The organism is Kitasatospora sp. NPDC101183 (assembly GCF_044767945.1).
Classification (GTDB): Bacteria; Actinomycetota; Actinomycetes; order Streptomycetales; family Streptomycetaceae; genus Kitasatospora.
Genome location: NZ_JBIWOW010000001.1, coordinates 317,957 through 331,475 on the forward strand (window position 1 = coordinate 317,957; position 13,519 = coordinate 331,475).

General features: G+C 73.2%; 14 protein-coding genes. 9 read left to right on the forward strand and 5 right to left on the reverse strand.

Features of this window, described 5'->3' with window-relative positions:
• Positions 1-18: 18 nt before the first annotated feature.
• Positions 19-408 (reverse strand): nuclear transport factor 2 family protein, encoded by a 390-nt coding sequence (locus tag ACIRRS_RS01280; protein WP_402963057.1) that lies wholly within the window; start codon positions 406-408, stop codon positions 19-21.
• Between the two features lie 97 nt (positions 409-505).
• Here ACIRRS_RS01280 and ACIRRS_RS01285 point away from each other — a divergent pair, with 97 nt between their 5' ends.
• The 5 genes from ACIRRS_RS01285 (at position 506) to ACIRRS_RS01305 (ending at position 5,838) form a co-directional block, all read left to right on the forward strand.
• The gene (locus ACIRRS_RS01285; RefSeq protein WP_402963060.1) at positions 506-955 is read left to right on the forward strand and encodes a MarR family winged helix-turn-helix transcriptional regulator; all 450 of its coding nucleotides are present in this window, start codon (positions 506-508) and stop codon (positions 953-955) included.
• A gap of 309 nt (positions 956-1,264) precedes the next feature.
• Positions 1,265-1,834 (forward strand): RNA polymerase sigma factor, encoded by a 570-nt coding sequence (locus ACIRRS_RS01290; protein ID WP_402963063.1) that lies wholly within the window; start codon positions 1,265-1,267, stop codon positions 1,832-1,834.
• The gene (locus ACIRRS_RS01295; protein WP_402963066.1) at positions 1,834-2,874 is read left to right on the forward strand and encodes a hypothetical protein; all 1,041 of its coding nucleotides are present in this window, start codon (positions 1,834-1,836) and stop codon (positions 2,872-2,874) included. The genes ACIRRS_RS01290 and ACIRRS_RS01295 overlap by 1 nt, the downstream gene beginning before the upstream one ends.
• A 181-nt stretch (positions 2,875-3,055) precedes the next feature.
• Positions 3,056-4,897 (forward strand): IPT/TIG domain-containing protein, encoded by a 1,842-nt coding sequence (locus tag ACIRRS_RS01300; RefSeq protein ID WP_402963068.1) that lies wholly within the window; start codon positions 3,056-3,058, stop codon positions 4,895-4,897.
• Positions 4,898-5,028: 131 nt separating this feature from the next.
• Positions 5,029-5,838, forward strand: a complete 810-nt coding sequence (locus ACIRRS_RS01305; RefSeq protein ID WP_402963071.1) for a serine protease — start codon at positions 5,029-5,031, stop codon at positions 5,836-5,838.
• Between the two features lie 9 nt (positions 5,839-5,847).
• Here the strand turns inward: ACIRRS_RS01305 and ACIRRS_RS01310 are convergent, their stop codons facing one another.
• The 3 genes from ACIRRS_RS01310 to ACIRRS_RS01320 all read right to left on the reverse strand — a co-directional run bounded on the left by ACIRRS_RS01310 (position 5,848) and on the right by ACIRRS_RS01320 (position 8,820).
• Positions 5,848-7,113 carry a hypothetical protein gene (locus ACIRRS_RS01310; RefSeq protein WP_402963073.1) on the reverse strand — a complete coding sequence of 422 codons (1,266 nt, stop codon included), beginning with the start codon at positions 7,111-7,113 and terminating at the stop codon, positions 5,848-5,850.
• Between the two features lie 96 nt (positions 7,114-7,209).
• Positions 7,210-8,367, reverse strand: a complete 1,158-nt coding sequence (locus ACIRRS_RS01315) for a HEAT repeat domain-containing protein (protein ID WP_402963076.1) — start codon at positions 8,365-8,367, stop codon at positions 7,210-7,212.
• A gap of 105 nt (positions 8,368-8,472) precedes the next feature.
• A complete protein-coding gene (locus ACIRRS_RS01320; protein WP_402963079.1) occupies positions 8,473-8,820 on the reverse strand; it encodes a hypothetical protein in 348 nt (115 codons plus the stop codon).
• 86 nt (positions 8,821-8,906) lie between these two features.
• Between ACIRRS_RS01320 and ACIRRS_RS01325 the strand changes: the two genes are divergently transcribed.
• The 4 genes from ACIRRS_RS01325 (at position 8,907) to ACIRRS_RS01340 (ending at position 12,219) form a co-directional block, all read left to right on the forward strand.
• A complete protein-coding gene (locus ACIRRS_RS01325) occupies positions 8,907-9,185 on the forward strand; it encodes an ArsR/SmtB family transcription factor (protein WP_402963082.1) in 279 nt (92 codons plus the stop codon).
• A 30-nt stretch (positions 9,186-9,215) separates the two neighbouring features.
• Entirely contained in the window at positions 9,216-9,815 is a 600-nt protein-coding gene (locus tag ACIRRS_RS01330; RefSeq protein ID WP_402963084.1) for a cation transporter, read from the forward strand.
• Positions 9,816-9,914: 99 nt separating this feature from the next.
• Positions 9,915-11,822: a hypothetical protein gene (locus ACIRRS_RS01335; RefSeq protein ID WP_402963087.1), complete on the forward strand. Its 1,908-nt coding sequence runs from the start codon at positions 9,915-9,917 to the stop codon at positions 11,820-11,822.
• Positions 11,823-11,928: 106 nt separating this feature from the next.
• The gene (locus ACIRRS_RS01340; RefSeq protein ID WP_402963090.1) at positions 11,929-12,219 is read left to right on the forward strand and encodes a YciI family protein; all 291 of its coding nucleotides are present in this window, start codon (positions 11,929-11,931) and stop codon (positions 12,217-12,219) included.
• Positions 12,220-12,233: 14 nt separating this feature from the next.
• Here ACIRRS_RS01340 and chrA read toward each other — a convergent pair whose 3' ends face one another.
• Complete coding sequence (gene chrA / locus ACIRRS_RS01345) at positions 12,234-13,379, reverse strand: chromate efflux transporter (protein WP_402963092.1); 1,146 nt, start codon at positions 13,377-13,379, stop codon at positions 12,234-12,236.
• Positions 13,380-13,519: the final 140 nt, after the last annotated feature.

Sequence of the window (13,519 nt, forward strand, 5' to 3'; positions counted from 1 at the left end):
CTGACGGCCCTCCCTGCGTCAACGGGCGCTGCCGAGGCCGCGGTCGGCGGCGGCGCCCTCCAGCAGGAGGGTGGTCTCCTCGATGCGGCGGAAGCGGCCGTCGGGGGCGAGCTCGGCGAAGACGTACACCTCCATGCGGACGGTGGAGCCGTCGGTCTTGCGGACGTCGACGATGTGGCGGTCCGCGTAGAGGTCGCCCTGCGCGAGTTCCTCCAGGACGTGGACCTCGCCGCCCGCGACGACCTCCCGCAGGTGGGCGATGTGGGCGGTGAACTCCTCGCGGTCCGCCCACTCGCCGTCGGTGCGCTGACGGTAGTCGGGCGCGAAGTGCCGGTCGACGGCCTCGGACAGCTCCAGGCCGGGGGTGAGGAGGAGGTCGGTGAGGGCGATGGCGATGTCGGTGCTCATGGGTGTCCCCTGGGGTTCGGAGCCGAAGATGCGTGCGATCCGCACGCTTCTGCACTGTACGCCAAACCGCGTGCGCCGCGCACGCTAAGCTGGGGGCATGCCGGAGGACGTGGGACGCGAGATCGCCGACGCACTGGGGACGCTGCTCAAGCGCGGCACCCGGGTGCGGCTTCACCGACGCCTGACGGAGGGCCTCGGGGAGGCGGTGGACGAGACCACCTACCCCGTCCTCAGCGGCCTCGCCCGCACCGGCCCCCGCAGCGCCGCCGACCTCGCGGGCGAGATCGGCCTCGACCGCTCCGGCGTCACCCGCCGCGCCACCCGCCTGGAGGAGGCCGGCCTGCTGCGCCGCGAACCCGACCCCCACGACCGGCGCGCCACCCTGCTCGCCCTCACCGACGCCGGGCGCCGGACGGTCGACACCACCCGCCACCGCCTCGCCGCCCACATCGAGGCCTCCCTCGCCTCCTGGCCTCCCGAGGAGGCCCGCGCCTTCGCCCGGCAGCTCCACCGCTTCGTCACCGACGGCCCGTTCACCGACTCCTGACTCCACCTCCTGACTCCACCTCCTGGCTCCACGACTTCCGCGAACCGGTTAACGTTTCGACTCCCTCCGGCCTCTTGGTCATGGAAGTGTCGAACGAGATCCGAGGAGCGCACGTGGACCCCGTCACGGGTTCGATCGCAACGGCCGTACTGGGACTGCTGGGGACTCTGGCCACCCTCCTGGGGCAGTCACGGCGCCGCCGCCTGCCCTCGCCGCCCCCGCCCCCGCCCCCGCCCCCGCCCGCCACGGTCGTGGTCGTCCTGGCGCTCCCCGCCGGGGCCCGCCCGCAGGAGCGGGGTCGCGGCGCGCATGAGTGACATCGGTCCGGACGGGGAGGCCACCTCGGCGGCCTCCCTCGGACACCTGCCGGACTCCGACGGCGGCAGCGAACTGCGGACCAGGAACGGCGAGTTCGCGTACTTCTACCGGAGGTTCATCGGCCGGCTGACCGCCTTCCTGATGTGGCAGGGCGCCTCGGCGGCCCTGGCCGCGGACCTCGCCCAGGACACCATGATCAAGGCCTACGAACGATGGGACCGCATCCAGTCCCCCGAGGCCTGGAGCAGAAGGGTCGCCTCCCGCGAACTCGTCCGGGCGTTCAGCCAGGTCGAGGAGAGCATCGACGACCTCTCCCTCGAACCGACCTCCCTGCTCCCCGCCCCGAACGACGCGGCCGAGTGGGAGAAGGAGCAGGAGATCCTGCACCTGCTCCGCGACCTCCCGGCCCGCCAGAGACAGATCTTCGCCTGGACCCTGGACGGCTACAAGCCCGCCGAGATCGCGGCCGAACTGGGCCTCAAAGCCACCGCCGTCCGGGCCAGCCTGTTCAAGGCGCGGTTGGCGCTTTCCAGCAGAATGAGCGATCGGGAGGGGGATTGATGGGCGAGCACGGTCTTCCCGCGCGGCGCACGCACGCGTTCCCGGAGTGGCTCACGGCCATGCCGGCGGCGTTCCTGAAGGGACTCGGCGGCCACCTGGACGTCGAGGCCGGGCTGCGCGAGGTACTGCTCTCGGGCCGCCACCGGGCCGTCGTCGAGGGCCTGGACGAGGTGCTCGACGTCGAGGCCGGACTGGCGGCGATCATCTCCCGGACCAGCGCCCGGACGGACTTCGAGGAATCGGCCGAACCCCTGTACGACATCGGCCTGTTGCACCAGCGCTTCGAGCTGATCGGCCCCGGGCGGCGCCTCGAACTGCGCGAGCACCCGCTGGTCACCTCGGCGATCCTGGCCGACCTCCTGATCCGTACGGTCGTCCTGGCCCAGGACCTCGCCTTCGGCCTCGGGTTCGGCCGCTACCACGGCATGCCCCTGAAGCGGGCCGCGTTCGCCGCCCAGGGAGTCGCCGAGGACATCGCCCACGGCCTCGACGGCCGGGCCGCGCGCGACTGGGAACTGCGGGACATGGCCCACGAGATCGTGGCGCTGCTCGAACCCCACTACCCGGCCATAGACCAGGCCGGCAGGGTCGGGCAGGTCCTCGTCCGGGAGATGGCCTCGACGATCGACCAGCGCGTGCGCAGCACCGACCACCCGGCGATCGCCGAACTCCTGCGCTCCTGCCAGGTGTTCATGCGCGCCGTCCGCGGCGGCGACCTGACCGGCGCCGTCGAGCAGGTCGAGCACCTCACCCGGGCGCTGGCCACCCAGGTCGGCGAACTCCTCGACCTCGGCGAACCGGCCTCGCTCGACCTGGAGTTCCTCTCCGAGATCCTGGACGACTTCACCACCGCGGACCTCAGCTCCACCGACCTCACCCGCGTCGACCTCGCCGGGGTCCGCTGGTCGGAGGTCCGCACCCGCTGGCCCGCCGCCATCAGCATCGACCAGCTCCGGGAGGACTCGCGGGAGACGCTCCCCGGCTCCGGCATCTACATCATCCGGCCGGGGACGGAGGCCCGGGATGTGACCACGGTCTGAACGAGCCACGGGGGGCGGCCCGGCGGGCCGCCCCCTACCGATCAAGAACGGTCACATGAGAACACGCAAAGAACATCATCAGACCAAAGGAAGTCATGTGATGAGTCATCAAAGATGACGTGAATAGCATGAGTTGAACCGGAGCGACGAACTCCGGTCATCCCCCCGAGAGGTGGAACCCATGCCACTGGCCCTTGGCAGACGCACCGTGCCCGAAGGGCGCCTGCGGCGCGGCCTCGCAGCCGCGCTGACGACCGCGGTCCTCGGCGCCGTCGGCGCGGTGCTGCCCGCCGTGCCCGCGCACGCGGCCGGCCCCGCTCCGCTGCTCTACGTCACCAACTTCGGGGTCAGCACGGTCACCGCCGTCGACCCGGCGACCGGGGCGACGGTCGCCACCATTCCGGTCGACGGCGCGCCCCGGAACCTGGCTGCCACCCCGGACGGCTCGCAGGTGTGGGTCAGCAGCGCCGGCGTCGACCACATCTCGGTGATCGACACCGCCACCAACACCGTCACCGGGACCGTCGGCCTCAACTGCACACCGACGCCCACGGCCTTCTCGCCGGACGGCAGGCGCGCCTACGTCGGCTGCCAGCAGAGCGGTGTCGAGGTGATCGACACGGCCACCCGCACGGTCACCGCCACCATCGGAACCGGCACCGACGTGCAGGGGATCGCGACCTCCCCGGACGGCGGCCGGGTCTACGTCGCCAACACCGGCTCCGCCACGGTGTCCGTGGTCGACACCGCCACCAACGCCGTCGCCTCCACCGTCGCCGTCCCGACCGGGGGCGCGTACCGGCTCGCGGTCAGCCCCGACGGCGCACGCGTGTACGTCACCAACAACAGGCGGGTCGACCTCACGGTGATCGACACCGCCACCGCGACGGTCACGGCGGACGTCAGGGTCGGCGTCTACCCGCAGGGCGTGGCCGTCTCGCCGGACGGCCGGTACGTCTACACGTCCAACGCCGTCAAGACGGTGTCGGTGGTCGACACGGCCACCAACACCACGGTCGCCACCGTCCCCAGCGGCGGATGGTCCACCGGCATCGCGGTCTCTCCGGACAGCACCCGCGTCTACGTCAGCAGTGCCTCCGACGACCCGATGACGGTGATCGACGCCGCGACGAACACCGTCGCCTACACCGCCTCCATAGGCCAGGGCGGTTACGACCTGGTCCTGGTCGCCCCCGTCCCGCCCGCCGTCACCGGCCTGACCCCCGACCACGGCCTCACCACCGGCGGGACCACCGTCACCCTGACGGGCAGCCACCTGTACGGCACCACCGGCGTCTCCTTCGGCGGCGTCCCCGCGAGCGGCTTCACGGTCGTCAACGACACCACCGTCACCGCGACCGCCCCGGCGCACGCGGCCGGAGCCGTCACCGTCTCCCTGACCGCCAGGGGCCGCACCGCCACCGCCGGGACGTACACCTACCAGGTCCCCGCGCCCGAGCTGACCGGCCTCTCCCCCGCCACCGGACCGGCCGCGGGCGGCACCACCGTCACTCTCACCGGCAGCCACTTCACCGGCGCGACCGCCGTCGCCTTCGGCACCGTCCCCGCCGCCTCGTTCACCGTCGTCAACGACACCACCGTCACCGCGACCGCGCCCGCCGCGAGCGCCGCCGGAGCCGTCGACGTCACCGTCACCACCCCCGGCGGCACCAGCACCACGGGCCCGGCCGACCGGTACGCGTACACCAAGGACGCCACCGGGCTCACCGCGAACCCGCTGCTGCTCTCCATCGCCCCGGGGCAGTTGAGCGTCAACCTCAACCTGTCCGCCACCCTCACCGACACCGTCACCGGCAGGCCCGTGCCCGGCGCGACCGTCACCTTCAGGGTCGGCGCCACCACCGTGTGCACCGCCGTCACCGACGCCGGCGGCACGGCGACCTGCGGCGGGCCCTGCCCCGTCCTCGCCGTCCTGCTGAACCTCGGCTACACCGCCACCTACAGCGGCGGCCCGGCCCTGGGGGCGTCCAGCGCCTCCGCCGGCCTGATCCGCATCGGCTGACCTCCACCGGCTGACCTGCACCGGCTGACCTGCACCGGGGACGCAACCGCTCCTCACTCGTTCGGGTGAGGAGCGGTTGCCCCGGACGTCCGCGGGCAGACGTTGATCCGGGTGACGACGAAGGGAACAGTATGAAGAGGTCTCGGATCGGGGCACTCGCCCGGCGGGTGGCGGCAACGGGCTCGGCCCTGGCGGCGCTCTGCGCGCTCGCGCTGGGCTCGGCACCGCAGGCCTCCGCGATCTACCACGGGACGGCGGCGAGCGACGGGCAGTTCCCGTACGCCGCGTTCGTCCTCGCCGACGACGGCGCCAACCCGCCCCACGCGTACCGGTGTTCGGGCGCGCTGATCGGCAACGCGTGGGTCGTGACCGCCGCACACTGCCTGACCGGGACGGCGGCAAGGGCCAGGGTGATCCTCGGCGCCGCCGACGAGAGCGGGAGCACGGGCGCCCGGGCGATCTCCACCACGCGGGGCAACTGGATCGTCCACCCGCAGTACGACCCGGCCACCCTGGCGAACGACATCGCGCTGATCCACCTCCCCTACCCGGTCACGCCGGACTCCAGGACCTCTCCGGTCACGCGCTCCACCTCCACCGCCGACTACGCCAACAGCCGTATCGTCGTGGCCGGTTGGGGACTGCTGGACGACAGCACGACGTCACCCGTCCTGCACTACGTCCAGACGACGGTCATGCCCGTCGCCGACTGCTCGCGGTACTACGGGCTCACGTCCTCCATGCTCTGCATGGACGCGCACCCCGGCGGCTCCTGCCAAGGGGACTCCGGCGGCCCCGTCACGATCTACGACGTCTACGGCAAGCCCCTCCTGATCGGCATCGTCTCCTTCGGCGGCGGGGGCTGCGCGAACACCCTGCCCCGTGTCGCCACCCGGATCGGCGCCTTCGACTCCTGGATCCACCAGCAGACCTGGACGTGATCCCGACCGTCAGGCCCCGACGGCCACCCGCGCCCGGCAGGCCGCGCAGGCATGGACACCCCGGTGCCCGTAGCGGTGGACCGGCGCCCCGCACCCGGCGCACGGGCCGACCTGCCAGGCCTCGCAGCCCAACGTACGGGCGGCGGCCAGCCGTTGGGGCTCGGTGACCTCCAGCCCCCAGCCCTGCCTCGGGACGCGGAACAGCCGCTCGGGGACGTCGTCGAAGGTGTGCAGCCCCGTCCCGGCGGAGTCGCCCCGCCGGGGGCGGGTGTCGTCGAAGGCGAAGGTCTCCTCGCCGTAGCGGCAGGACGGGTCGAGTTCCCGGCGCGTGTACGTGACGGCCCCATCCGTGCCCGGGGCCTCGTCCTCCTCCTCGGGGCCGAAGGTCTCGTGCCAGCGGTCCCGGTCGGCGGCGGGCACCCACATCCGGGAGACGGAACGGGGGTCGCGCTGCCGGGGGACGCGCATCGGCACGTACTCGCCGTCGGCGCTGGCGACGACGAGCCGGTCGACCTCGGTGGGCGGCTTCTTCGGCAGGCAGAGCGCGGGCAGGTACCACCCGAAGTGGAAGCGGTTGCAGTGGCTGCCGTTCTCCGGGCAGGTGCGCTCGCTGCTCGGCAGGCACTTCCACCGCTGGAGGTGCCGCACCCCGGCGCGCACCACCATGGCGAGCGGGGACAGGATCTCCCTCCAGCCGAAGTCGTCGACGCGGGCCCACGGAGCCCGCTCGACTACGGCGGAGCGGTCGGAGTTCGTCACCCACAGCGGCACGATGCCGTGCGCGGCGGCCGCCCGGGAGCGGCGGCGCACCGTCTCGGCGCTGATCGGCGCGTACTGGGCCTCCCAGCCGATCCGCCGCCCGCCCTCGCCGGTGACGAGCACGTCGGTGCGGGTGCGCCCGTCCGTCGCCCGCGCCTCGACCTCCGCGCGCAGGCCGTGCCGCTCGGCGACGCGGGCGATGCGCTCCTTCATCGCCCGGTGCTTCGCGCTCTCCTCGGGGGTGGGGGTGTGACGCACCGGCAGGTGGGCGGCGACCCAGTGCGTGCGCCCACCGACGGTTCGCCGACGGATCGCCATCCACGGGGAGTGGCCGTCCTCCTCGGCCTGGCAGGCTCCGTCGCGGTGGTGTTCCAGGCATTCCAGGAGTTCGCGTTCGCGCCGACCGGTCGGAGTGGTGATCTCCTCCAGGAGACCGGGCAGGTCGGGGTGGCCTAGGTCGGGGAGGGTCAGGTTGATCTCGATGTCGTACGCGGTGTGGAAAACGCCGTTCGCCATATCCGGAGAATAGGAGCGGAATTCGGCGAATCACATACCGCCGCAGAGGTTTGAGTTCACCGAATAACGCCTCCGGAATACCGTGACCCCCGGGATTCACACGGCCGGTCCCTCCGCGCGGGCGCGAAGCTGGTAGTGGAGGTCCTCGAGGCGGCCCGCGCCCCGGCTGTTGCGGTTCCTGATGCCGCGACGGACTTCGTCGAGGACCGGGGTGGCGCGTTCGTCGCCCCGCAGGGCCAGAGCGGCGGCGGCTTCGAGCCGGGCGTCGAACGCGGGGTCGGCGAGGTGGACCGCGAGCACGGCGCGCAGGGCGGGGGTGTCGACGGAGGTGCGGCTGAGGGCCTCGAAGGCGCTCGTCCGGACGGCCGGGTACGGGTCGTCGGCCAGGCGCAGGAGGACGGCGAGTGTGTCGGGCCGCACGTCCAGGAGGCCGGGGAACGCCCGCGCGACGCCGTGGCGGACGCGCGGATCGGGATGGTCGACGTGGGGCAGGACAGCCGGGAGGTCCTCGCGGGTGCAGTAGCCGGTGAAGGCCGCGACGACGGTGCGCAGCGCGTACGGGTCCTGCTCGGTGGCCAGCCGGGGCCGGAGGAGTTCGACGGCCTCCTCGGTGAAGGGCGGTTCGTCCTCGTTGTCGGGGTTGAAGCCGAAGCCGAGGAAGTTGACCGCGTCGAGCCCGAACCGCCGCCGCTCCAACGAGTCGGCCCTCTCGACCACGGACCGCGCCCAGTCGAACCTCTCCTGGCTCTCCGGCCAGGTGATCCGGAGCAGCGAGGCCAACCAGTCCTCGTGCTCGGGGTCCGCGTGGACGAGGGCGCGGGCCATCAGCTCGTCCGGCGTGCGGTCGATGCCGAGCTTCTCCTCCAGGTCGGTGATGATCCCCCGGTGTGCCGGGGGCGGCACGGCGCCGCCCCCGGAGTCCAGCGCCGCCTGTGCCACCCGCAACGCCCGACGGTGCGGGCTGTCGGCGCGCAGCGGGTCGTTCTCGCGGGACAGCAGCGCGCTCAGCACCCAGTACGCGCCGTTCGCCGCGGCCCAGTCGACCGGGTCGACGCCGCCCGCCCAGGGGCGGGTCGGGTCGACGCACGCGACCAGGCGGTTGACGACCTCGTGCCGTCCGGCGTACGCAGCGGCGGCCAGCAGGGCGACGCCGTCCTCGCCGGCGACCCCGCCGTACGACGTCTCCGCGAGGTGTTCGAGGACGGTCGTGTCGTCGCCGCGCTCGACGGCGGCCAGCAGGAAGGGCAGATCCATCCCGCGATCATGCCCGCCGCCCGAGCGCTGTCGCGAACGGTTATCCACCGCACCCCCTCTGCAACAAGCCCAGCGGCGCGGGCCGGCGACAGGGCCGCGACCGCGCTACCGCTCCTCGGCCGGGAGGAACTGCACGTACTCGATGATCGCGCCGCCCGGGTGCAGGAGCGTCGCGTTGCGGCCGGTGGGCACGACGTTGGGGCCGTCGAGGACGGTGCCGGTGCCGAGGACGGCGTCGAGGGAGTCGACCAGCACGGTGGCGTGGGTGGCCCGGTACGGCGCGAGTGCCTCGGGTGTGCCGGCGATCAGCAGGAAGCTGCCGACGCCGGCCAGTTGGAGGTCGCGGTACTCGAACCGCAGCCGGGGTTCCTCCCCGGCGAGGGCGGTGAAGGTGGGCAGGGCGGCGTCCAGATCGTCCACGTAGACGCGGGCGAGGGTGGCGAGTGCGGGCACGGCGATCACTCCCGGGGCAGGCGACGGCAGGGTCAAAGATCATTTCGACTTTCCCGAAACGTCGAAACGATCGGCATACTACTGCCATGGCAGACGATCTGGAACTGGCCGCCGTGCTCCACGCCCTCGGCGACCCGGTGCGCCTCGCCCTCGTCCGCCACATGGCCGCCGAGGGCGAGAGCGCCTGCAGCCCCGACTGGCTCACCGTCCCGCGCTCGACCCTCTCCAACCACTGGCGCATCCTCCGCGAAGCCGGCCTCACCACCACCCGCCAGGAAGGCAAGAGCCGCATCATGGCCCTGCGCCGCCCCGAACTCGACGCCGGCTTCCCGGGGTTGATGGACTCGGTGCTCGGGACGCGCTGAGCCGCCGCCACCGTCTGCGAGAATCCGCCGGTGAACACCGTGGCACACCCCTCCCGTCAGACCCTGATCCGCCGGGGTTTCGCCCTCGAGTACGCGACGCTGGGCTGGAACGTGATCGGCATCGTGGTGCTCGCGATCGCCGCGATCGGCGCCCGCTCGGTCGCGCTGGCCGGTTTCGGGCTGGACTCGCTGATCGAGATCGGCGCCTCCACGGTGGTGGTCCGGGAGCTGTCCGGCACCGGCGAGGAGCGGCAGCAGCGGGCGCTGAAGCTGATCGGGGCGGGCTTCGCGCTGCTCGGGCTCTACCTCCTCGTGCAGTCGACGGTCGTCCTGGTGGGCGGGTTCCGCCCGCACCACTCGCCGCTGGGGATCGCCTGGACGGCCGTCACGGCCGCCGTGATGTTCGCGCTCGCCGTCGGAAAGGCCCGGACCGGCGCCGCCCTGGACAACCCCGTCCTCAGGACGGAGGGCCGCGTCACCCTCGTCGACGGCCTGCTCGCCGCGGCCGTCCTGCTCGGGCTGGTGCTCAACAGCGCCCTGGGCTGGTGGTGGGCGGACCCGGCGGCCGGTTACGTGCTGGTGTACTACGCGGCGCGCGAGGTCCGCGAGATCTTCTTCGGCGGGCACTGAGCCGCGACTCTCCCGGGGACCGCACGAGATTCATTCGATCCGGTGATCAGTCCGTCCGGAAGGCCTACCGGAGGACGCCGTTCCGGCACGGTCGATCACATGACATACCTCTTTGATTCCCGGTACCCGGCCGAGACCGTCGGCCTCCCCGGACGTCCGACCGGCCCGATCCCGCCCGGTCACCGGACGGTGTGCGACCTCGGCGTGCTCGCGCCGCTGGCGGAGCGCGTCCACGCCCCGCGCCCTGCCGGGGCCTCCGGCCTCCCCACCGGGCCGACGGGGCTCGGCACCTCGGCCGCCCGACTGTTCCAACCCGCCGCCGAACCCGAGGCGCCGCCGCGCCTGGACGTGCTGTGGACCCGCAAGCGGGCGGCCGGCTCCCCGCTGGCGGAGCACGTCGCCGCCGTGCGCCGCCGACTGGCCGACAGCCCGGGGTCGCACCGCCCCGGCGGCTGGGTGTACCAGCCGGAGGAGACCCTGGCGGCGATGAGGAGCGACCCGACCGCCTGGGGGCGGCAGTTCGCGTCCTGGACGGCCGAGTGCGCCGAGATGGTCGACAACGGGCTGGCCCTGCTCGGCGAGGTCCGCGAAGTCCGCGGCCAGGGGCTCGGGTTCACCCCGTCGGGCCGGGTCGGGCTCGTCCCCGTCGCCGTCGGCGCGGACCCGGTGGGCGCGCTGCTCGCCCGGGCCAGGCTCGGGGAGAACGCGGGCCGCTCTACCAAGTCGCACCTGTCGACCTGCGGTTCGCCGGAGTGGGCGGCCGTCATGGAGGAGTTCGGGCTCCAAGGCGTGGGCGCGTACCCGAACTTCGCGGCGGGCGCCTGGGGCGGCGGCCTGATGCCCGAGGTCTACCCGGACTGGCGGCAGGACTACGTCGTCATCCTCATCTACGGGTTCTACCTGGAGTACAACATCGACACCGCGTACGGGGAGGCGAGCGGCAACGGCCTGACGCACGCGATCCTCTCGCTGTGGGACATGCCCGCGCTCCCCGCCGACCTGGAGGCCCGGCGGGCGCACGTGGCCGCCGACCTCGCCTTCTTCGACGTCAAGCGGCGCGACGAGGCCGACGCCCACGAGACCCCCACGAGCGGCCTGGCCGCCTGGGTCTACCGCGACCGCGACACCTGGCGCGACATGAAGGCGGCGGACAGCGGCTACTTCACCTATTACCTGTCCTGCGTGCCCGGCCCCGCCGGCCGCGACGACATGATGCTGACCGGCCTGGTCGCCGACTGGGCCGACATCGGCCCCGACCTGCGCTTCCAGGAGTGCGGCCAGTCCGTGCTCGCCCTGACCCGCGGCTCGGTCGTCATGGCGGACCTGCTGGCCTGCTACGAGCGCACGGTGTGGATGTTCAACGCCCACTGGACGGAGACCGGCGGCATCCGCCCCGAGCGCTACGCCGCCTGCACGGCCGTCCTGGCCGTCGGCCCGTGGCTGCTCAGCAACCACCGGCACGACGCGTGGCGCTACTACGCGCTCGCGCCGGAACTCTCCCTCGTCGCCCAGCAGCGGGACCTGTACGCCTCCGGCCGGCTCGCCGACTGCTACGCCGAGGACCTCACCCCGACCGCGCCGGTCGGCACGCCCCGGGTCGCCGTCCCCCGGCGGGCCCTGCCCTTCGACGTCGAGGTCGAGGGCGTGCGGCACACCGGAACCGTCCTGCTGCACACCGTGATCTGCGACGCCGTCGCCGAGGGCGTCCTGCCCATGGACGTCGTGGAGTACGAGTTCGTCGTCCCCTGGCTGCTGCGGGAGGGCAGGCTCTCCCCCGCCGCCTTCCTCGCGCACATGGACCGCGCCTACTGCCACCACTTCGCCCTGCTGATGCGGGCCGGCCACCGGACCGACTTCCGGCGCCCGTTCAGCGAGCCGATGTCGGCCCTGATCATGGAGCAGTGGTGGCACGGCATGTACTTCGCGATCGGCGCGGGCAGCCTGGTCGAGGCCCAGACCGACCGGATCGCCGGGGACCGCGCCCACGAGGACCCCCCCGGGGCCTGAGGGCGGTAGCACCAACCGTCCGTGAGCAAACGTTCCTTCAGCTCGACCTGGCACAGTGGGCGACGCACTGTTCCACGACCCTTCGAACGAGGATGGCAACCGCACCATGGCCTACTACGCCGTCGAGTACCTCTTCACCCCCGACAAGCGCCACCACGAGGTGCGGCCCGCGCACCGCGAGTACCTCACGGACCTGCAGAAGGCGGGCAGCCTCGTCCTCTCCGGGCCGCTGACCAGCGACACCGGTGGCCTGCTGATCTTCCAGGCCGCCGACGAGGCCGAGATCCGCGAACTCCTCGCCGCGGACCCGTACGCCCACGCCCAGGTGCTGGCCGACACCCGCGTCCAGGAGTGGAACCCGCTGCTCGGCTACCTCGCCGAGCACCTGAAGGGCTGAGTCCGGGGGGCCGCTCAGGCCACCGGCCAGCCGGCCGCCGCCGCCAGGACGCCGAGGGCGGCGGCGGCCAGGAGCGCGGGGACGACGCCCCGGCGGGTGGGGAGGAGCCAGAGGGCGGCGAGGGCCAGGACGCCGTACTGCCACAGGTGTTGGAGGGCCAGGGCCAGGGGGACGGCGGAGCCGGCGATCGCGCCGATGACGGCGGGCGTGGCGCCGCCGAAGAAGGCCTGGACGGCCGGGGCGGCGCGCAGCGCGTCGAAGCGGGGGCCGCCGAGGATCACGAACAGGAACGAGGGCGCGAAGGCCACGGCGGCGGCGAGGAGGCCTCCGGGAACGCCCGCGGCCGCGTAGCCGACGACGGCGACGGTCTGGACGACCGGGCCGGGGGTGATCTGGCCGAGGGCGACGGCGTTGAGGAACTGGCCGTCCGTCATCCAGTGGTACTGGTGGACGGCGTCGGCCTGCATCAGCGGGATGATGACGAACCCGCCGCCGTAGGAGAGGGCGCCGACCTTGAAGGCGACCCACGCGAGGGAGAGCAGGCCCCCGACGGCCGGAGCCGCGACCGCCAAGGGCAGGGGCAGGGGCCACACGGCGAGCCGCTCCCGGCGGGTGTGCCGGGCGACCTCCAGGAGTCCTGCGGCGACGAGCACCAGGACCATCCACGGGCCGATCAGCACCGCCGCCACGGCCCCGGCCAGCAGGTAGAGGACCCACCGCGCCCGGCCCTCACCCGCGCGCTGCCAACTCGCCGGCACCAGCGAGACCGCCGCCTGCACGGCCACCGCCGCCACCGCCGCCCCGGCCCCGGCGGCGGCCCCGCGCACCCACAGCGGCGGGCTGCCCTCCAGGAACAGGGCGGCCAGGGCGAGGATCAGCACCAGGCCCGGCAGGATGAACAGCGCCCCGCCGACCAGCGCGCCCGGCACACCCCGCAGCCGCCAGGCGGTCAGGATCGCCAGCTGGGTGGAGGCCGGGCCGGGCAGCAGGTTGGTCGCCGCGATGCCGTCCTCGAACTCGGCGGCCGGGATCCACTTCCTCCGCTCCACGCAGAGGCGCCGCAGCAGGGCGATGTGGGTGGGCGGCCCGCCGAAGCCGGTGCACCCGATCCGGCCCCACTCCCACGCGATCGTCCCCAGGCCGACCTTCTCCGCCGCCACCGCTTCTCCGTACGCCTCGTCGTCCAGGCCCGACCGGGCTCTCTGCGGGGCGTGACCCTACCGGGTCGACATGACGGCCATGTGCCTTCACCCGTTCGGGTGTAGCTGACGGTCATTCAGTTTCGCCGACCCCGATGCCG

Excerpts from the sequence above, each read along its gene's own strand:
- ACIRRS_RS01335 (WP_402963087.1), top strand. The coding sequence starts at position 9,915 with ATGACATACCTCTTTGATTCCCGGTACCCGGCCGAGACCGTCGGCCTC.
- ACIRRS_RS01295 (WP_402963066.1), top strand. The coding sequence starts at position 1,834 with ATGGGCGAGCACGGTCTTCCCGCGCGGCGCACGCACGCGTTCCCGGAG.
- ACIRRS_RS01290 (WP_402963063.1), top strand. The coding sequence starts at position 1,265 with ATGAGTGACATCGGTCCGGACGGGGAGGCCACCTCGGCGGCCTCCCTC.
- ACIRRS_RS01340 (WP_402963090.1), top strand. The coding sequence starts at position 11,929 with ATGGCCTACTACGCCGTCGAGTACCTCTTCACCCCCGACAAGCGCCAC.
- ACIRRS_RS01310 (WP_402963073.1), bottom strand. The coding sequence starts at position 7,113 with ATGGCGAACGGCGTTTTCCACACCGCGTACGACATCGAGATCAACCTG.
- ACIRRS_RS01280 (WP_402963057.1), bottom strand. The coding sequence starts at position 408 with ATGAGCACCGACATCGCCATCGCCCTCACCGACCTCCTCCTCACCCCC.
- ACIRRS_RS01315 (WP_402963076.1), bottom strand. The coding sequence starts at position 8,367 with ATGGATCTGCCCTTCCTGCTGGCCGCCGTCGAGCGCGGCGACGACACG.
- ACIRRS_RS01300 (WP_402963068.1), top strand. The coding sequence starts at position 3,056 with ATGCCACTGGCCCTTGGCAGACGCACCGTGCCCGAAGGGCGCCTGCGG.
- ACIRRS_RS01305 (WP_402963071.1), top strand. The coding sequence starts at position 5,029 with ATGAAGAGGTCTCGGATCGGGGCACTCGCCCGGCGGGTGGCGGCAACG.
- ACIRRS_RS01325 (WP_402963082.1), top strand. The coding sequence starts at position 8,907 with ATGGCAGACGATCTGGAACTGGCCGCCGTGCTCCACGCCCTCGGCGAC.
- ACIRRS_RS01285 (WP_402963060.1), top strand. The coding sequence starts at position 506 with ATGCCGGAGGACGTGGGACGCGAGATCGCCGACGCACTGGGGACGCTG.